The organism is Natronomonas gomsonensis, from assembly GCF_024300825.1.
GTDB classification, from domain to species: Archaea; Halobacteriota; Halobacteria; order Halobacteriales; family Haloarculaceae; genus Natronomonas; species Natronomonas gomsonensis.
The window spans coordinates 1,245,556-1,265,361 of the sequence record NZ_CP101323.1 but is presented as its reverse complement, the minus strand read 5'-3'; the positions used below and the strand labels follow the sequence as shown (position 1 = coordinate 1,265,361).

Annotated in this window: 15 protein-coding genes; 8 read left to right on the top strand and 7 right to left on the bottom strand. The window is 60.7% G+C overall.

Annotated elements, in window-relative coordinates; genetic code table 11:
* Positions 1 to 162 precede the first annotated feature (162 nt).
* Positions 163 to 1,221, bottom strand: coding sequence for a sensor histidine kinase (locus NMP98_RS06940; protein WP_254860801.1), 1,059 nt, complete (start codon positions 1,219 to 1,221; stop codon positions 163 to 165).
* Between the two features lie 236 nt (positions 1,222 to 1,457).
* On the opposite strand from NMP98_RS06940, the gene NMP98_RS06935 reads away from it, so the two are divergent.
* The 7 genes from NMP98_RS06935 to NMP98_RS06905 all read left to right on the top strand — a co-directional run bounded on the left by NMP98_RS06935 (position 1,458) and on the right by NMP98_RS06905 (position 11,293).
* The gene (locus tag NMP98_RS06935) at positions 1,458 to 1,826 is read left to right on the top strand and encodes a response regulator transcription factor (RefSeq protein WP_254860800.1); all 369 of its coding nucleotides are present in this window, start codon (positions 1,458 to 1,460) and stop codon (positions 1,824 to 1,826) included.
* Positions 1,823 to 2,914: a HEAT repeat domain-containing protein gene (locus tag NMP98_RS06930; protein WP_254860799.1), complete on the top strand. Its 1,092-nt coding sequence runs from the start codon at positions 1,823 to 1,825 to the stop codon at positions 2,912 to 2,914. Before NMP98_RS06935 ends, NMP98_RS06930 begins: the two co-directional genes overlap by 4 nt.
* Positions 2,911 to 4,320 carry a glycosyltransferase family 2 protein gene (locus NMP98_RS06925; RefSeq protein WP_254860798.1) on the top strand — a complete coding sequence of 470 codons (1,410 nt, stop codon included), beginning with the start codon at positions 2,911 to 2,913 and terminating at the stop codon, positions 4,318 to 4,320. The genes NMP98_RS06930 and NMP98_RS06925 overlap by 4 nt, the downstream gene beginning before the upstream one ends.
* Before the next feature lie 96 nt (positions 4,321 to 4,416).
* Entirely contained in the window at positions 4,417 to 8,316 is a 3,900-nt protein-coding gene (locus tag NMP98_RS06920) for a PAS domain-containing protein (protein WP_254860797.1), read from the top strand.
* Positions 8,317 to 8,484: 168 nt separating this feature from the next.
* Positions 8,485 to 9,288 (top strand): hypothetical protein, encoded by an 804-nt coding sequence (locus NMP98_RS06915; protein ID WP_254860796.1) that lies wholly within the window; start codon positions 8,485 to 8,487, stop codon positions 9,286 to 9,288.
* Between the two features lie 218 nt (positions 9,289 to 9,506).
* Positions 9,507 to 10,889 carry a permease gene (locus tag NMP98_RS06910; RefSeq protein ID WP_254860795.1) on the top strand — a complete coding sequence of 461 codons (1,383 nt, stop codon included), beginning with the start codon at positions 9,507 to 9,509 and terminating at the stop codon, positions 10,887 to 10,889.
* A 167-nt stretch (positions 10,890 to 11,056) separates the two neighbouring features.
* Positions 11,057 to 11,293: an SHOCT domain-containing protein gene (locus NMP98_RS06905; protein ID WP_254860794.1), complete on the top strand. Its 237-nt coding sequence runs from the start codon at positions 11,057 to 11,059 to the stop codon at positions 11,291 to 11,293.
* Between the two features lie 6 nt (positions 11,294 to 11,299).
* Here the strand turns inward: NMP98_RS06905 and NMP98_RS06900 are convergent, their stop codons facing one another.
* From NMP98_RS06900 to NMP98_RS06890, 3 genes are all read right to left on the bottom strand, one after another.
* The gene (locus NMP98_RS06900; protein ID WP_254860793.1) at positions 11,300 to 11,773 is read right to left on the bottom strand and encodes a DUF7992 family protein; all 474 of its coding nucleotides are present in this window, start codon (positions 11,771 to 11,773) and stop codon (positions 11,300 to 11,302) included.
* Between the two features lie 157 nt (positions 11,774 to 11,930).
* A complete protein-coding gene (locus tag NMP98_RS06895) occupies positions 11,931 to 14,336 on the bottom strand; it encodes a DUF2309 domain-containing protein (RefSeq protein ID WP_254860792.1) in 2,406 nt (801 codons plus the stop codon).
* Positions 14,326 to 15,810: a proton-conducting transporter transmembrane domain-containing protein gene (locus NMP98_RS06890; protein ID WP_254860791.1), complete on the bottom strand. Its 1,485-nt coding sequence runs from the start codon at positions 15,808 to 15,810 to the stop codon at positions 14,326 to 14,328. The genes NMP98_RS06895 and NMP98_RS06890 overlap by 11 nt, the downstream gene beginning before the upstream one ends.
* Positions 15,811 to 16,201: 391 nt before the next feature.
* Between NMP98_RS06890 and NMP98_RS06885 the strand changes: the two genes are divergently transcribed.
* Entirely contained in the window at positions 16,202 to 17,218 is a 1,017-nt protein-coding gene (locus NMP98_RS06885; protein ID WP_254860790.1) for an amidohydrolase family protein, read from the top strand.
* On the opposite strand, the gene NMP98_RS06880 is transcribed toward NMP98_RS06885, so the two are convergent.
* The 3 genes from NMP98_RS06880 to NMP98_RS06870 all read right to left on the bottom strand — a co-directional run bounded on the left by NMP98_RS06880 (position 17,215) and on the right by NMP98_RS06870 (position 19,667).
* Positions 17,215 to 17,697 (bottom strand): Lrp/AsnC family transcriptional regulator, encoded by a 483-nt coding sequence (locus NMP98_RS06880; protein ID WP_254860789.1) that lies wholly within the window; start codon positions 17,695 to 17,697, stop codon positions 17,215 to 17,217. The genes NMP98_RS06885 and NMP98_RS06880 overlap by 4 nt on opposite strands.
* A gap of 66 nt (positions 17,698 to 17,763) precedes the next feature.
* Entirely contained in the window at positions 17,764 to 18,567 is an 804-nt protein-coding gene (locus NMP98_RS06875) for an ABC transporter permease (protein ID WP_254860788.1), read from the bottom strand.
* Positions 18,564 to 19,667, bottom strand: coding sequence for an ABC transporter ATP-binding protein (locus NMP98_RS06870; RefSeq protein WP_254860787.1), 1,104 nt, complete (start codon positions 19,665 to 19,667; stop codon positions 18,564 to 18,566). The genes NMP98_RS06875 and NMP98_RS06870 overlap by 4 nt, the downstream gene beginning before the upstream one ends.
* Positions 19,668 to 19,806: the final 139 nt, after the last annotated feature.

Sequence of the window (19,806 nt, the reverse complement as noted above, 5' to 3'; positions counted from 1 at the left end):
GCAAACTGCTGCGACGGGATACTCAAACCGGTCGAGGGGGACGTACACGGACTCGTCGACCGCGACGATACCGCTGTACACGACGTTCTGGTGGTGGGACTTGGCCGTGGCGGTGATTGCCGCCGGTGGCGGTCGACGTATCAACTGGATTCGACCTGAGGATTACGACGATGCGGTCGGGAGCGTAATGCGAACGACGGTCCCGCTTGGCTCGTTGTTCTCGAAGGCGACCGTGCCATCAGACATTCGGACTGTCCAATAGAGAATCCACAGTCCGAGTCCACGGGTGTGGGTGAGCGGCGTCTCTTCGGGAAGAGTTATCGCCTCTCGGTCGGTTTCCGGGATTCCAGTCCCCGTGTCTGCGATTGTGAGGTGGACCGACTCGTCGTGACACTCAACCGTCACGGTAACCGAAACATCGGCCGAGTTGTGTTCGATTGCGTTCGTCAGTGCCTCACGAATCGCGAGTGGGAGTGCCGAGTGGGCGGTCACCCGACACTCCGCCGGCAGCCTCGAGGAGAGCGTTCCCGTTGGGTGGTCCTCTCGAACCTGCTGTATCTGACTCTCGATTATCGATGTCAGTTCAAGTGTGGTCGAATCGGTGTCGTCCCAGATGGCAACGATCTTCCGAGTCCGAGTGGTGGTTTCGAGAAGCGCCTCGAGGTGGTCGCGAATCAGGTCGATGTCGTGGGCGAAGTCGTCCGTTTCGGCAGCGTTCTCGATGTTTTCGAGGTGTCCAAGCGCGACTGAGAGTTCGTTCCGAAGATTGTGTCGGAGGACTCGCTGATTGATTCGGAGCAGTTTGGTGAGGTCGTCCGTCTCGGCCAGTTGCTCGTTCGATTGGACCGCATAGAGACTCCCCCGAGTACCGACTGCTGCACCGAGTGAGGCCGCAAACGCAAGGAGAAAGCTCAGTTCGGTATTGATTCCGTCCAGCGACCACGTCACCCAGACGGCAACCGCGAGGAGTGTAAACGACCCGGCTATGACCACACCCTCCAGTAACGCTCGCCACTGGCCGGCTTGTGAAATCGGTCGCTCGTGAAGTCCGTAGCCTGTATGGAACACGATTGTGGACACTCCGACGATTATGAGCATTTCAAGGACCGATTCCAATCCGTTGGCTTCGAGCAGGCCGTGGCCGATTCCGAACCCGAAACAGAGCCACCCTAACGCGTAAAACCCATGTCGAGGGTGGATTGCTTCGGTCGTAAACACCATACCCTATCCTATCCGTTGAAAGGTATTCTCCTTTTGCCTCCCGGAGGAAACGTATTCCTGAGCCGATTCGAACGGGCGACGATGGCCAGCCGGACTCTGGATGGCCTCATGGAATGTCGACGAACGAATCGCACGCGGCAACCCATGTACCAACTGCTGGATGCGGTGTTCGTCGCCAAAGTTCCGAACACCTAATATAACAGACCCACTACAATCGGTAGCCCTCGATTGAACGTATGTATTCTATCTTGATCGCTGATGATGACGAGGAAATGCGAGAACTCCTCAGATTCAAATTACAAAACGGGTACGACGTTACGGCCGTCGCCGACGGGGAGGAGTGTTGGCGCTATCTTGACGAGAACGCGGACGACCTTCCTGATTTGATGGTACTCGACGTTATGATGCCCGGACTGAGCGGGTATCGCATTCTCGACCGGATGCGAGATGACGAACGCTTCGACGATGTCGAAGTCATCATGCTCACGTCACGCGGGAGAGAAGACGACATCGTTCGCGCACTCGACGCCGGAGCGACCGACTACATGACGAAACCGTTCTCGGGGAACGAACTTGTCGCCCGAATTCAGCGAGTGCTTGGATGAGTAACGCCTCGGCGGTTTCCTTCGAGACACTATCTCTCATCGGCGCTTTCATAACGGGTCTACTGGCCGTCGTCGGCACATCGACCGTCGCCCGGTCGGTTCTGTCGGCGCGACGGGATAACCGACTTGCGGACGTACGGCCACAGGTCCGGCAGGCACTTCTCAGCCGAATGGAGGCGACGGACCCCGAGTGGGAAGCGTGGGTCGGCGGCCTGAGTGGGACTGAGCGACGTGTCGCAGAAGACCTGTTAGAGGAATATCTACACCGAATACGTGGCGGCGACCGGGAGTCGCTCCAGCAACTCGGCTACGCGCTCGGAATCGGCGAGAAAGCCCGACGGAAACTCCACGAGGGAGACCACCTCGAACGCCGCCGGGCACTTCACTGGATTGCTCGCCTCGATATCGATGTCACCATCGAGACGCTCGAAGCGACGTGTGGGGGCCATCCGGAAACGAGAGCGGCGGCCGCTCGGGTGCTTTACGAGCAGGACCGCGCGAACGCGACCGAAGAGGGGACCGAGCTATTACTGCGCGGTACGGGGCCACTGTCGGTACTGGGCATGGACACACTGTATCAACTCAACAAACTCTCACCAGACCTGTTGTTCACACGCACCAAGGAGTCCTACCACGAGTGGTCCGAGTCGCGACTCATTCAGGTCCTGCGGGTAATCGGTACCGCTGGCCCGGCGAGTCCGGATACGCCTCTCGATTGGATTGGCTTTCTCTTCGTGAGTGAGTCACCGAACGTCCGGGTGGCGGCAGCGAACGCACTCGTCGGGTACGGCTGGCACGACGGCGTTCGCTCCGCTATCGAAATCGAGCAAGTACGAACGGACGACTCCCCACCTGTCCGACAGGCGGTGTATCAGATGCTCGGAAGTTGGGATGACGAGGCGTCGGTGAACGCGCTCCGAAACGCCCTCCGGTCGGAATCGAACACGCGGGCCGCAATCGATGCGATTTCCGCCCTCGGCGAGCGGGCGACGTCCATCCCCGAGAGCGAACTCACCCCTGCGAGTTCGGCAGCGCGAGACTGGGTTCTCGCCTCGACTGAACCGACACGAAGCGAGACGGAACAATGACGTCCATCGCCGAGGCGTTGCTCGTCATCGGGTGGTTCGTTCTGGGGTATTACCTGTTGGTCAACGGGATGTATCTGACCGTCCACATCGCCGCCCTGTTCGAACTCCGTTCGGACCTGAAACGGCAAGCCGCAGGAACGATGTATCAGCGGTTTTCTTCCCCGTTCTTCCCGGGGGTGACCGTCGTCGTTCCCGCATACAACGAGGAAGCAGTCATCGTCGAAAGCGTTCAGTCACTGTTGAATCTCAACTATCCCGAACTCGAAATCGTGGTCGTCAACGACGGGTCGGATGACGAGACGCTCTCTCGGCTTCGTTCGGCGTTCGACCTCCACCCGATAGACGCGGACGTCCCGTTCGAAATCCCGAGCGAACCGATTGAAGCGGTGTATCGCTCCGAAGACGCGCCCGGACTTCGGGTCGTCGATAAGGAAAACGGGGGGCGTGCTGACGCGGTCAACGCCGGTATCTGGCTGGCCGAGCAGCCGCTTTTCTGTACAATCGACGCCGATTCGATTATCGACAGGGATGGGCTTTTGCAGGCGGTCGAACCGTTTTTGGAACGACCGGAGGAGACCGTCGCGACCGGTGGGACCATCCGCGTCGCAAACGGATGTACGATTGAGAACGGCACAATCAAGTCGGTGAACCTCCCCGATAATCGTCTCGCCGGTCTCCAGACGATGGAGTACTTGCGGGCCTTCTACTCGGGTCGATTGGGTCTCGACCGGCTGAACGCCCTGATGTTGATATCGGGCGCATTCGGCGTCTTTCGGACCGACCTCGTCCGGGAAGTCGGAGGCTACGAGACCGAAAGCATAACCGAGGACTTCGAGTTGACGCTTCGGCTACACCGATACCTCCGGGAACAGGACAGAGCGTACAACGTGGAATTCGTCCCCGAACCCGTCGTCTGGACGGAGGTACCGGAATCACCCGCCACGTTCAGCCGACAGCGACGCCGCTGGTATCGGGGCCTCCTCGATACGATGGCTCGCCATCGGAAGATGATTGGCAGGCGACGATACGGGTCGCCCGGCGTGTTCGGGTACCCGGCCTTCCTGCTCGCTGAGGTGCTTGGACCGCTCGTCGAGGGGTTCGGATACGTACTCGTTCCGCTGGCGTTCCTCATCGGGGCCGCCGACGCGTCGTTCGTCCTCCTGTATTTCGGGCTGACGGTCGGATTCGGCGTGTTTCTGTCCTGGTTCGGGATTCTCAGCGAAGTCTGGAGTTTCAGGCGGTACGACCGCCCGAAGCAGGTCCTCCGTCTGTTGGGGTATGGCATCCTCGAAAACTTCGGCTTCCGACAGTGGAAGACGCTAATCGCGTGGCGCGGTCTCTATGAATACCTGCGCGGGGACACGTCGTGGGGCGAGATGCAGCGCTCGGGGTTCGACTCCGACTGACTCCGTTCCCATCGCTGTGACGTCGGCCCCACCGATTCCACCACGAACACGCGCTGGGACAAACGATTGATAAGACCGCACCGCCTAGTTATGGTAATGGGTCATGCAGATGACGGGGATTCCGAGGCTATTCACGTTCTGTATGTGAACGACGACACCGATTTTGCCGAATTGGCAGAGACGAAGCTTCTGAACGCCTCGTCGGTGCTCGAAGTTACGACCGTCGAAACTCCGGAAGCGGCCTTCGAACAGCTTTCGACGTCTCCAATCGACTGTGTGGTGACCGCCTATTCGCTGCCCGAGGGTACCGGCATCGATTTCTTGAAACGAATCCGAGCCGAACAGTACGACCTTCCGACTATCCTATTTACCGGTCGTGGGAGCGAACGGATCGCGAGTGAAGCGATGCAGGCGGACGTCTCCGATTACATCCCTGTCGACGCGAGACAGGACAACTTCGAGTTACTCGCACGCCGCATTCGGACCCTCGTTGCGGCGGCCCGCAAAGAAGCGTTCGCCGAGCGGATGTCCGACCGCTTCCAGCGGACGCTCGAACGCGCGACTGACGCGATTTACGCCGTCGACGAGGAGTGGCGCATCGAGTACCTAAACGAAAAAATGGCCGAACGTGTCGGCTGCGACCGCGATGCCGTCGTCGGAGGCATCCTCTGGGAGGAATTCCCCTCGATTGTCGGTACCGAACTCGAAGACAGATATCGAACCGCAATGGAGACCGGTGAACCGGCGTCGTTCGAGCAGCGTCTCGGCCCCCCGCTCGATTACTGGGTCGAGATACGGGTGTTCCCCGACGATAACGGTCTGACCGTCTTTTCACGGGAAATTACAGCCGAGCGTCAGCAAGACATACAGCTACAACGCAGTGAAACGATTCTGCAGAACATCCACGATATCGTGTTCGTCGTCGACGAAGCGGGTATCGTCCAGTTTACGAATGCGGCCTCCCGACGGCTCGTCGGTGGTGGTCAGTCGACGCAACTCGAAGGACAACCCCTCGAAGCGGTCGTGGGTGACCGCGTTACTGCCCCCAACGCAGAGCGATTCCGGAACGCAGTCGAATCGACGCTTGATGAGGTGGAGAGTGATGGGGGCGTAACCGAGCCGTACGATTCGGACCTGCAACTCGACATCGAAACTGGTCGTGGAGAGCGGACGTTCGACGTGCGCTTTACGCCGTTTCGGAGCGGCAGAAGTCGACAAGTGCTCGTCGTCGCCCGGGATGTCACGGAACAAAGCGACATCAAACGACAATTACAACGAGAGCGCGATGCACTCCGGGAACTCCAGGGCATCATGGCCGAAAGCAGCGTCTCCACCGATACTCGCCTTCGGGAACTGCTGGAAGTCGGCTGTCGGACTCTGGGGCTGGAAATCGGAATCGTCTCACACATCCACGACGGCGACTACACGGTTCGTGCGGTTCACGCGCCGGATTCCGATATCGAAACCGGAGACACGTTCGACCTCGAATCGACATACTGTGAGGAGGTCATAGAAAGCGATACGGTCTGTTCGTTCACCGACGCCGTCGCCGACGGGAAACAGGCCCATCCGGCCTACCTTGAATTCGAGCTGGAATCGTACATCGGCGTGCCGCTCGTCGTAAACGACGACCGCTACGGGACGGTCAACTTCTCCAGTCCGACCACCCGCTCGGACTCCTTCGGGGCGTTCGAGCGAACGTTTGTCGAACTGCTATCGGAACTCGTGAGTGCCGAGGTAACACGAAGTGTGGACCGAGCGAAACTCGAACGGCGCGATTTCCTCTTCGAACATGCACAGGATATCGCAGACATCGGCGTCTGGGAGTACTTCTCGTCGACGGGCGACCTCGAGTGGTCCGATGGTGTCCGTCGGATTCACGGCGTCGGTGACGACTACGAACCCTCTCTGGAGGATGCTATCGAGTTTTATCATCCTGACGACCGCGGAACGATTACCGCAGCAGTCAACCAAGTAATCGAGGACGGGGAGCCCTACGACCTCGACCTCCGATTGATTCGAGCCGACGGTGAAACTCGTAACGTGCGGGCGTGGGGCGAGCGTGTCGACAGCCGACGACACGATACGCCCGTTCTTCGAGGCGTATTTCAAGATGTGACGGAGCGAACAGCCCAAGAACGGGAATATCAAGAACTCGCGGAGGAATACGAGGCACTGCTTGAGACCTCTGGGGATGCGATATTCTTACTCGATGTCGATACAACGGGTGATGACCCCCGATTCGAGTTCGCCCGACTCAGTCCCGGATACGAAACACAGACGGGACTCACGACTGAGGAGGTCCTGGGGCAGACACCGCGAGAGGTATTCGGTGCGGAACGGGGTGGGAAAATCGAAGTGAATTACCGTCGCTGCGTCGAGCAGGGCGGGCCGATTTCCTATCGCGAGGAGTTAGATATCGCTGCGGATGCACGGTTCTGGGAGACGAGTCTCGCGCCAGTCATCGTTGACGGCGAAACCGTCCGAATCGTCGGCATCGCTCGGAACGTGACCGAACAGGTCAATCGAGAACACGACCTCGAGACGACGAACCAGCGGTTGGAATCCCTCATCGAAGCCACACCCCTCACCGTGATGGAAATCGACACTGACGGCAACGTCACCCGATGGAACGATGAGGCCGAGAAAATGTTCGGTTGGTCGCGGGCGGAAGTCCTTGGCGAGTTCAATCCGATAGTACCCGAAGACAAACAGGACGAGTTCACATCACATCGAGAGCGAGCCCTGAACGGCGAACGGATTCGTAGCCAAGAGATAAAACGGAAAAGGAAAGACGGAACTGAACTGGACTTGCTCCTGTCGGTCGCCCCGATTACCGACGCGAATGGAGAAATAACGAGCATACTCGCGGTCTTAGAGGACATTACCGACCAGAAACAACTGGAGACGAAACTCCGCTCGCTTCAGGGGACCGCCCAGCGACTCAGCGGCGCACAGTCGAACGAAGAAGTCGGCGATATCGCTGTCAAGGCAGCTGTCGAGATTCTCGGATTCGAACTCACTGGTATCTGGGAATATTCCGGCCAAAGCGAGGCTCTCGTCCCACTGACTGCCAGTGAGCGTACAGGTGAGATACTCGGGGAATTGCCGCGGCTACAGCCCGGAGAGAGTCTTGCATGGGACGCCTTCGAGGCCTCCGAAATGCGTGTATACGACGATATTCGGAGTAAGACGGCGCTTTCGGAGTCCGACGTGGACCTCCAACGTGGTCTGTTCGTCCCCTTGGGTGAGTTCGGACTCATCGGAGTCGGTGCGTCCCACGAACAGCAATTCTCGGATACGGATATCGATTTGTTCCAGATACTCGGTGCGACCGTCGAGGCGGCATTCGCCCGCTCGAGTCGGGAAGCGGAACTCCAGCGGCAGAACGAACGGCTCGATGAGTTCGCCAGTGTCGTCGCCCACGACCTCCGGAACCCGCTTTCGGTCGCCAAGGGATTTCTCGAAATCGTCGAGGAAACGGGCGACCACGACCATCTGGAGCGAATCGAGTCGGCACACGACCGCATGGAGCGACTCATCCGCGACCTCCTGACGCTTGCACGCGGCGAATCGATAGTTACGGACACGGGAGAGGTCGACCTCAGAACAGTAACGACGGAGGCGTGGGGGTACGTCGATACCGCTGAGGCAACGCTGACCGTTGCCGATGAGATCCAGACCGTGACTGCTGATGGGGGGCGTCTGACACAACTCTTCGAGAACCTCTTTCGGAATGCAGTCGAACACGGCGGTTCCGACGTCACCATCACCGTCGGGAAACTCGATGGCGGCGATGGCTTCTACGTCGAAGACGACGGCAAGGGGATTCCACCGGAGAACCGAACGAAGGTCTTCGACCACGGCGTCACGTCGACGGAGGGCGGAACCGGCTTCGGCCTCTCGATTGTAGCCGATATCGCGAAGGCACACGGCTGGAGCGTGTCCGTCACGGAGGGTACTGACGGTGGGGCACGATTCGAGTTCGAAATCTGAGACGGTTCGAAGTAGGCGTCCTCCTCGACAGTCGGTGGCGGCACGACTGCACGATGGATTCGTTCGGCAACCGGAACCCCTTCGCTTCCTGAGTGTGATTCGAATTGACACACAAACACTGGTTTGAGCCTTCCTCAGTACTTAACCAAAAGCGAATGTAGCCGTTGTATGGAACGACGGTACTTGTTCGGCGGACTCGTTGCGGTCGTAGCTATCGTAGCTATCGGCGTTGCACTCGCCACGATTGGCCCGGCCGGGTCCAGCCCGCTGGGTCCCGATCAAGAGTATCCCGCAGGCACAGGAGCGGACCATATCAACTTCACGGCGCTCGATGCCACTGATTCGAACGTTTCACACACGCCGCGTGAACACTGGGATTCCTACGCAATCGAGTACGACGCACCGGCCGAACGGCCAATCGTCGAGGGTGAGTACTACATCAACGCCGAGACGGGAGAAATACTTGCCGAGCGATGGTACGACGCTGAGGTCTACCGAAACGGGAGTATCTACGCGTTCCTCCAACCCGCCGAGAGCATCCCGAATTCGCATCAACGAGAGGAGTTCGAATCGGACGATTCGTTCGTCTACGACAACGACACCGACGCGTACTACCGCTATGACCCACAGTACGGCAACCTCGCACCCACGAACATCGGCCGGCACACCAACATGCTTGAACGGTACACGTGGGAAGCCGTCAACACGACAACCCACCACGGCGTGCCCGTCATCACGTATCAGGTAACCGGCACGCGAGCGAACGCATCGAATGCCTCCCCGGCCAGCAATGGAACACTTCGGCTCGGCCTCGATGACGGAGTCATCTACGCTTTCGACATCACAATCGAGGATGACGGAACGAGCTACCAGTACACGTACAACGTCGGCCCAGCCCCATTCCCGGAACACGACTGGGTCGAGACGGCCCGAGAACTCGCTGCTGAGAACACGACCGCAGAGAGCAGTTGAATACGGACAGAGAATCGGCGAGCCACGGAACGGTGAAAGACGGTAGCCTCAATTAACAAAATACTGATACGTAGCGGCTGAGCGACGTTTCCTGTGAGGTCGCTTTGGAATTCTTTGAAATCCGGGCCTTTCAGTCCGCAAATCCGTGGTGGAGGTGCTCTCTGAGCCGCGGTCTCCTAGGGGCAACTGAATTAGATGACCCCTACGATGATACATCTATGCAGGCGACGGTACTCGATGGAGTCCGCGAAGCCCTCCGCATCGGGGTCGGATTTCTCTGGACGGCGGCGTGGGCAATCATCATGGGCCTCACGGTTACGAGTCTCGTCCAGGTTTACGTCTCCAAGGAGCGAATGGCGAAGGTTCTCGGTGATGGCGACCTGGGCGGCCTCACCAAGGCAACCGCATTCGGGGCGGCAAGCAGTGGGTGTAGTTTCGGTGCCGTCGCTATCGGGAAGGGTCTGTTCAAGAAAGGTGCTCACGCGGTGAACTTTCTGGCGTTCATGTTCGCGTCGACGAACCTCATCGTCGAACTCGGGTTGATGATTCTGATTCTGCTGGGCTGGGAGTTCCTCCTCGCCGAACTGCTCGGCGGCCTCATTCTCATCGCCGTCATGGCCGTCATCGTCCACCTTACGCTCCCCGAGAACCTCTTCGGTGAGGTCAGACAGACACTCAACGAACGCGACCGTGAGGCTGGTGTTACCGAGGACCCAACCTGCGGGATGGAAGGCAAAAAGGAGTACACGCTCACGACTGACGGGGGTGAAACGCTGCAGTTCTGCTCGGAAGGCTGTATGGAGACCTATCTCCAGGAGACATCGAGCAGCGGCGGGTGGCGCGACGAACTGCTGTCGTGGGGTGGCTGGTACAAGGTCGCAAACCAGTATCGCAAGGAGTGGTCGATGATTTGGAAGGACGTCATCGCGGGCTTTCTCATCTCCGGGTTCGTCATCGTCTTCGTTCCCCAGTGGGTCTGGAACACCCTGTTCATTCAGGGCGACGGCCTGCTCGTGACCGCCGAGAACGCGATTATGGGTGTCGCCATCGCCGTCATCAGTTTCGTCGGCAGTATGGGCAACGTCCCCTTCGCCGTTGCGCTGTGGGGTGGTGGAATTAGCTTCGCCGGCGTCATCGCGTTCGTCTATGCCGACCTCATCACGATTCCCGTGTTGAACGTCTACCGGAAGTACTACGGCTGGAAAATCATGCTGTACATCCTCGGCGTCTTCTTCGTGACGATGGCGTTCACCGGCTTTCTCATGGAGTTGCTGTTCGACGCACTCGGTATCGTTCCCGATTTGGCCGGTGGGGAGACGGCGACCGAACAGACGTACTTCGAACTCAACTACACGTTCTACCTCAACCTCATCGCCTTCGGACTCTCCGGGTTTCTCCTGTACGTGTACCGCCGTGGCCTCGGTGCGCCCGGCCAGTACCGCGACCCCGTCTGTGGAATGCGGACCGACGATGATGGGCCGAGCGCGTCTCACGAGGGAACGACGTACTACTTCTGCTCTAGTGCCTGCAAGCGACGGTTCGAGGAGAATCCGACGGCGTTTGCCGGTCAAAGCCCACAGGTGACAAGCCACGACCACTGAATGCGAATCGAAACCCACTCTGGGGATACCGTGATTTCAGGTGCTACCATCGCGATTGACACGCCGGTCGCGCCCAAAACGACCGTCTGAGCAGTCAGGGCTCTCAACGTATCAGCAAACGAGGGGTATCGAATCGAGACACCTGGTGGGGGGGCGACCACGGGATGATGAACGGCCGCACTGGAGGCGGAATCTGGAGTATTCCCTTCGTCGGCGGGGCGCTCGGAGTGCTGGGTGTTCTCGGCGGCGCACTCTACTGGCTTGGAAACCGAAGCAGCACTCGCTCGAAAACCCACGATTCGGCGAGAGAAGTCCTCCAGAACCGCTATGAGCGAGGAGAAATCGATGAAGAGGAGTATAGACGTCGCCGCAAGCGGCTAGATGCTACTGATGAGGTGGAGTGACTGGAATCACTCCTCGCGTTTGCCGTACGTTTCCTCACCCCACCCATAGTCGGACGCTTCGTCGTTCCGTTCGATGTAGTCCTCCAGTATCTCCAGTACCGCTCGGCCGAGGTCCGTTAACTCACCGTTAATCATCGAGACCGTGCTCGAATCGAGGGACTCAGTCGCGTCTTGCTTCCGCCAGTCGTCCGAAATCGTTGGGGCGTCGAACCGAAGGCGGTCTTCGGTTGGGTCCCAGTAGAAGTCGAACGTTTGGAACAGGCCGAGGTCGCTGATAATTCGAACGTGTTCTTCATCGAGGTTCGTGTACTCGGCCCACTCGTTGAACCCCTCCTTCCATGCACCCACTTGGAGCAAATCTTCGATGTCCTCACGGTAGAAGTCCTCCGACCCGAGCGTCTCTTCTTGCCACTCGAACTCACGCGGCATTCCTCGGTTGGACAGGTCTGGTGGTTCCGGGACCTCTATATCGAGCGCCATACCAGTGGTTTCACTGGCAACACAATAAAGCCCACAGCAGTTCTCAACGAGACGCCTCTCGCAAGGGACATCTTGTTCCGACCAGCGCAATCAGACACCGATAGCGACCGAGTCCCGGTGCCGTTCCGTTCGGCCCAGTTTCGTCCCGAGGCCACCGTTAGTCGTCCGCGACGGCGGGCGCGTTCGGCATCTCCGGGTGGGCTTCGGGCTGTTCGGACACCGGTGTCCACTCCAAATCCTCCTCGTAGTGGAAGGCGCGGTGATTCTGCGTCGGGTCGACGACCGTCAGTGAGAGCCAGTCGTTGTCAAGCAGTTCGGTCAACTCCTCGTGGGCGGCCAAGACGCCGGTGACGCGCTCGACCGGCGCGTGGATGACCGTCGAGAGGCGAAGCGGCTGGTGATACGGTTTGTCGTCGGCGGCCATCACCGATTGGAGCGGAAGACCGGTCATCAAATCGCCGCCGTTGCCCTGGTAGACGCCGACGTTTCCGACTGGGTTGTGAGTCACCTTCGACCCACCGCCGTACGCCGAATTGTCGACCGTCGAGAAGTAGTACTGGGTGTTAATCCACTGGGTGACGACCATCGGGCCGGTGAGAATCGCTTCGAGTGCGTCACCGTCGGGGTCGGTCGACCAATCGTAGGAGTGGAGGAAGGCGCGGCCATCGAGGTCAAGGTCGTTCGTCAGACCGCGGGGACCGATGACGAATCCGGCGTTGCCGGCCAGTCCCCACTCGGGACGCGTTTCGGCCCAGTCGGCGGCACGGCGCTCCGTCTCACTGACACCCTTCGAGTCGTCGCCCCCCATCGACTCGGCGCGCTCGGCGGTCGCGTTCTCGCGGGCAGTTTCGAGGTCTGCACGCAACTGCTCGAGGTCGTCCGCGTGGCTTTCGGGCACGCCGTCGGCGAACAGTTCCACTTCGTCGGTCGTCGTGTTGTGTTCGCCGGCGAGGAAGACGGTGTCGTCGGGAATGTCGAAGCCGCGTTCGCGCAGCGCCGCCTTGACTTCGGCGTCGTTACAAATCGTCGCGAGGACGCGAGCACTCGGGCCCCCGGGGTTGCCGGCACAGGCGCCACAGTCCAGACTCGAGTCATAGGGGTTGTTGGCCGTCTCGCTGGCGTGGCCGGTGAAGACGACGAGGCGGCTGAACTCCTCCCAACCCATCAATTCGAAGGCGGACGCGGCGTACTCGACTTTCTCCTCGTGAGTCAGTCCAACTGGGAGGTCACCGGCGTAGGTGTGCTGGTGGTGGACGATTGGCTCACAGAACTCGTGGTCGTCGGCCACCGCATCGTCGGTGGTTTCGAGTAAGTCGTAGACGCGGCCAGGAACGAGCGTCCGGGCCGCAAGCGCGAGTCCGTACCCACTGCCGGCGCTCTCGACGAAGCCGAAGGCGGTGGCGGGGTTCGTTTTCAGCGTCTCGATTACCTCGCCTGTGGCCTCGCGGAGACGCGACCAGCGGTCGTGACTCGTCTGTGTGTCCCTGTCGGTTGGAATCTCGGAGATGCGGTGCTGTGCATCGAGGATAGGGGGACAGGCATCGACCGACACTTCGGAATCGTATCCCTGGTACTCCATCGGGATACCGAAGAAGCCAGCGTAGCCGTGGGTCTCGTAGTCGCCAGCGTCTTCGATGTGGCGGCGGATAATCTCCGAACGCGTATCGATACAGAACACCAGTTGTGCGTCCGGGCGGCCGAAGGGGTCGCTGTCGGCGAGGGCCTCGCTTTCGGAGGCGACGGACTCGACGACCTCGCTGCGGTAACTCGCCTCCCACGCATTCAGGAACGCTTCGGCGAGTTCGTCGGCCGCCTCATCGTCGGCGCTGTCGGGACCGGTCGACGGCTCGACACCGGCGCCGAAGGCCTCCAGCAGCGTGAGACGGGCCGCGAGATACCCCTCGAGCGTGATGGGGTACGTGGACTGCCACGCCCCGTCGTCGGCAACGCGTTGTTTGATAAAGCCACTCCACCCAGGGAGTGCGGCGAACTGCTCCTCGAAGATGGGGACCCATTGGCTCTCGGGGTACGGTTCTAACACGGTCTCGATGGCTTCGAGTGGCGACTCAGGTAGGTCGGCGACGACCTCCTCGTCGGGTATCTGGCCGTCGTATGCGGCCACCGACCGGAAGGCGCTGTAGAACCCGTCCTCGCGGTTCGGCATCGACCACTGCGCTTGCCCTTCATCGAGGAACGCCGACAGCCACTTCGTCAGCACGTGGTCGACCTGCTCGGCGTCGGTGTTCGGACGCTCCGTCTCGACGCTGGTTTCCATGCGCTCCAGTAGGGTCTCGGGGTCTTGCTCGTAGCCGCGTTCGGCCAGTTCGGAATCGAGGAGTTCGGGGTCGATTTGCCCGTTGTCGAGGGCTGTCTGGAACGTCTCCGGACTTGGATAGCCGCGGCCGCCGAGGAGGTCCCCAGCCTGGGTGACGGCCTCGCTGAACGGCATGTCCTCGAAGCCCGAGAGTGGGTTGGCCGTCACGAAGGAGTGAATCGGCCAGACCGACCCGACGGTGGTCGCTGCTTTGTCGATGCTGTCTTCGGTAGTGTGTTCAGTACTCATTGTAGTCCTCCGTGGCGGTTAGCACGGTACTGGAAGCGGGTTGGCTGGCGTTCAACAACGCGACGTAGAGGCGCTGGCTTCGCTCGTGGGCGCCGGTCTCTATCGCGACGTAGACCGCGAGGAAGACGACGGCGACGAGCGCGTGGAGCGCACTCAGCTCGGTCGGGGCCGAGACGAGCGGAAGCCCGGAGAGGACACTCGAAATAGCCAGGTAGACGAGTGCGTAGACGGTGATGGCCGGAATGAACACCAGCGGGACCGCGACGTAGCGAGCCGCCGCCGACAGGGGTGTGTGCTGGACGGCGCTGCGGGCCGCATGCAGCGTCGTGAGCACGACGAACAACACGAGCAGCAGTCCGCTGTCGACGCTCGTGCCCTTCCCCGTGAGGAGAGCGAACAACGCACCACCTGCCAGTCCGGTCATCAGGACGGCGGCTGTGCCTGCGACGTTCATCCCGGTGGGTTCGCTCTCAGTCGGGCTGGCGTGTTCGACCTGCCCCCCCGAACCGAGGAAGTGATACGCCTTGTAGAAGCCGTGCAGGATGAGGTGGGTGATGGCGGCGCCGAAGAAGCCGAGACCAGCCTGCATAATCATAAAGCCCATCTGTCCGACCGTCGAGCAGCCCAGTTCGCTCTTGACGTCCGGCTGGACGGCCTTGAGCAGTTTTCCGAGCAGGGCACTCGCCGCGCCGACGGCCACGATACCGAGCATGAGTGTGGTGTCGACGGTGACGACCGGTGCGAAACGGGTCAACAGGATGCCGCCCGCGTTGACGAACCCGGCGTGCATCAGCGCCGAGGCGGGCGTCGGGGCGGTCATCGAGGAGAGCAGCCAGCCGTGGAACGGGACGAGGGCGGACTGAATCATCGCTGCGAAGACGAGTGCGGCCGCGGCGACGAGCCACACCGGCCCGCCGAGGCTGTCGGCGGCCGCGGCGATACCGGAGGCCGTCGTCGCGTCGGTCGTCCACCACAGCGCTGTCAGTGCGACGCCGAGGAGCGCGCTGCTTGCGAGGAAGTACTTGCGGGCGACGCTCGCGGCGGCCCGTGCCTGCGTCCAGCCGTCGACGGTACCGATGAGGTTCGCCATCAGCAGGCCCATCGCCAGCCAGAGCAGCCAGAACAGCGCGATGTGGTCGGCCGCGACGAGGCCCATCACGGCAGCCGTGAAGCCGAACACGGCGAGGAAGAAGCCGGTTTCGTGGGCGCTACCAGCCATGTAGCGGCGCGAGTAACTGTGAACGATTCCGCTAAAGAACGTGACCACCACCCACATGAGAACGGTCAGACCGTCGATGGCGACCACGCCGGGAATCTCCCAGGCGCCGCCGAGCCGGATTCGGGCGATGAGGACGGCGATACTCGCAGCGAACAGCGACCACACGAGCCACGTTAGTGCAACGGGCACGAACGGTGATTCCACCGCCGTGTCCGGGAGTGCTCCGACCGTCGGTTTCGAGGTGCGTCCTGACATCGTTCAGCTCGTCGTACGACCTCTCTCGGTATCCGGGACGTGCCCGGAATCAGATTCTGGTCGTCTCTGGCTCAAGAGAGAACAGTTTGACTATTAAATCTATCTATATTCACGAACTGTTCGCAAATCAGTAATTAAAGAACATTATGGTTTTGCAGAATTTGCGGCTAAATTCCCATCGCGGAGGTAAGTAGATTCACGACCTGAAGCCGTGTCCTCGGTGAGACACGCCAGAACCGGCGTCGGTCCCGTCACACCGTCGAGGGCGACCAGAGACCGCCTGTCGGGAAATCGCATGCCCCATATCGGTCGCCTACACCGCCTTCTATTACCGCAACGTTCGCTTCTTTCGTTTAGAAACCCATATCGGTACTAGATTCGGAGTGCTGGCATGGAAGAGCTCACTGGGACCGTCCTCGTCGGGGAGTCGTTCGAACCGATTCGTGGACGTGTCGTCGTCAAGGACGGTCGGATAGCGAACATCGAGGAGACAGAAACGACCTCGACCGACATCATCTGTCCGGCGTTCGTCAACGCCCACACGCATCTGGGGGATTCCGTTGCGAAAGAAGCGGCTGTCGGGCTCTCGCTCGACGAGGCCGTGGCACCGCCCAACAGCCTGAAACACCGACGCCTGAAGGCGGCCGACCGCTCCGAACTCGTGTCGGCGATGCGGCGTACGCTCCGATTCATGCAGCGAACCGGCACCGTCTCCTGTCTCGATTTCCGGGAGTTCGGAACCGACGGGGCACGCGCGCTTCGCGAGGCAGCAGCGCCCCTCGACATCGACCCGTTCATCTTCGGGAGTGACGACCGATCCGTCCTCGACGTTGCCGATGGCTACGGTGCCTCCGGTGCGAACGACAACGATTTCACCGAACAGCGTGCTGCGTGCGAGAAACGTGACCGCCCCTTCGCGATTCACGCCGGCGAACCGGACGCGACCGACATCCATCCGGCGCTCGATTTGGAGCCGAACTTGCTCGTCCACATGGTACACGCCGAAGGGGAGCATCTGGAACGCGTCGCAGACCAGTCGGTTCCGATTGCGGTCTGTCCGCGCGCGAACACCGTTCTCGACGTTGGGAAGCCGCCGATACGGCAACTACTCGACCACACGACCGTCGCACTCGGGACTGACAACGTGATGTTGAATCCCCCGTCGATGCTCCGAGAGATGGCATACACTGCGAAACGGTTCGACGTGACCGCCAGAGAGGTGTTACGGATGGCTACCTCGGCCGGTGCCGAGATTGCCGGTCTCGACTGCGGCGTCATCGCCCCCGGACGACCGGGAGCACTCGTCGTCTTCGACGGTGACTCGGACAATCTAGCTGGCTCGGTTGACCCGGTGCGTGCAGTCGCCCGGCGTGCGACCGAACTGGACATCAAACGCGCCCTCGTTTAGGTGTCGTCTTCCGTCCGATTGGAATCGAACTTGCCGAAGGGCGTCGTCTGGTGGGTTCGCACGAGTACCTCGTCGGCAACGGTGAGCCCCATATCGAGGAGTTCCTGTGCCACGGGCGTGATGTCATCGTCCGACTCGCCGACAGCAGTTACGAGGAGGTTCTGTTCACCGGTGACCAACTCCTGGACCGATATGACGCCGTCGATTTCCAGAATGTCGGGGATGAGGTCACCGCGTTCGGGTATCGAAGCGGTGCAGTAGAGCAACATTCTGAGTGGGTAGCCCGATTTCTGATAATCGACGCTGGCGCTGTAACCTTTGATTACGCCGTCGGATTCCAGACGCTGGATGCGCTTGCGGACAGTACTGTCCGAGGTGCCGGTCCGCTCTGCGATGTCTCCGGACGACATATTTCGGGCGTCTTCTTGTAATGCGTACAGAATCGCTCTGTCGACGTCGTCGATGTCCTCCTCGGCCATACTCCCTATCCACGACAAAGGCACTTACCTTTGTACCCTGCTCGGGAACTCCACTCCCGACGACACTCAGTAGTCACCGAGAACGCCCAGCCGGCGTGCCCGTCGCGTCGACGCCTGAAAAACTGCGTAGCCGAGACCGAGATACCCGACAGCGACCGCCACCAACAGCGCCACGTCGGCTGGCGGGAACTCCCAGAGTCGGACGCCGTCGACCATCGCCCGCTGGAGGAGGTCGCTTCCGTGTGCAAGCGGCAGCACCTTCAGCCACGGCACCTCCAAGGCGGGTGCCGAAATCAGCACGACGAAGCCGAACTGAAGCAGGTTCAGCCAGTTGCCGACTCGTTTGTACAGGACGGTGATGCCACCGGCCGCAAAGCCCAACCCCAGCACCGAGAGGATGCTGAGCGACGCGACGACGACGATGGTACCGACGTGTAACTCCAGTCTGGTACCGGTAATCAGCAACATCGCCGCGAGGATAATCGACGAGATGAGGAACGTCCGAACCACCTTGGCGGCGCCCTTCAGCAAAGCGACGGGCGCGAATCCGAACGGAGTCATCACGTGGCGTTCGAGCGTCCCCCACTGGACCTCGCTGCCGATGTCGTTCGATATGGACGAGTAGGCTCCGACCGAAAGCGTCCACAGGAAGTAGCCGACGATGATACCTTCGATGGAGTCGGTGAGCGCCTGTCCCGCGAGCATCCGCCCGCCGTAGAACAGGACGCCGAAGAAGAAAAGCGAGATGACGATACCTCCGATGGCGTTGGCTGGATACCGGACGAACAGCAGGAATTCCCGGTAGAGGACGGCGCGTGCGAGGTGGTAGTAGCCTGCCTTCCGCGGCCCGGAGGCTTCGTCTGCGGTCATCGGTTCTCCTCCCGGGTCAGGCCGACGAAGATGTCTTCGAGGTCGGGTTCGACCGTCCGGATTCGCTCCGGCGTCACGCCAGTGGCCGATAGCACATCCATCAGCGCGTAGAGGTCGTCGCCGGCCGCCACGACTTCGATTCGCGCTCCCCGCTCTAACTCCTCGATGTCGGTGATGTCGAACCGCTCTCGGATGGCCGCTATCGCGTCACCGTCGATATCGGAACTCTCGATGGCGACTGTCCCGCTTTCGGCACCGCGGAGCAGCGAGTCGACGGCGTCGTCGGCGACGATACGACCCTCGGACATGACGAGCACCCGGTCACAGACCGTTTCGATGACGCCCATGTCGTGGCTGCTGATGAGGACGGTCAGCCCTTCCTCCTCGGCGAGCCGTCGAAGCTCACCCTGAAGGGTTCGGGAACTCTCGACATCGAGACCCAGCGTCGGTTCGTCGAGAAAGACGACGTCGGCACCGCCGGCCAGCACGCTCGCCAGCGAGACTTTCTGTTTCATGCCCCGCGAGAGCTTCCGGACGGGCGTGTCGGCCCACTCGGTCAGGTCGAGCCGTTCGAGCAGGCGGTCGTGGCGGTCGGTAACCGAATCGGGGTCGACGCCGCTCACCGTCGCGAAGTATCGAAGGTTTTCGCGGACGGTCAGCCGCCAGTAGTCGTTGCGTGCCCCCTCCAGCATCGCGTCGACGTTCGCGTACGCCGCTTTCGGTCGCTCGGCAACGTCGATACCGGCTATCCGAACCGACCCCTCGTCGGGAACGACCATCCCGAGCACCGATTTGATGAGCGTCGTCTTCCCGGCACCGTTGGGGCCGAGCAGACCGACGACCGACCCGGTTTCGACCTCGAAACGCACGTCGTCGACCGCCAGCACCGAGTCGGCGTCCGTACCGAAGCGTTTCGTCAACCCCTCGACCGTGATTGCCGTCTCCCGTGACGCCGCTCGTTCCGACGTGCCGTGTTTGGGTTCGGTCGCCGTCGGAAACTCCTCGGTCTCCGCAACCGCAGCATCTACCGACTGCTGGGGCTGGCCGTTCCGGTCGGCCGTTCGGTGGCGCTCGCCGTCGGTTCCGTCCCGGTTCGTCATTGTTTCTTGTAGGAGTGCCAATCGGATAACCCGGTCGGCACAGGCCGCCTTCGCCGGAGCGAGCGTCGTCATGTCCGTCGGGGTACGTCGACGAGAATATTTAGTCTCCTAACTACCGTTAACGATTAACACGACGTTC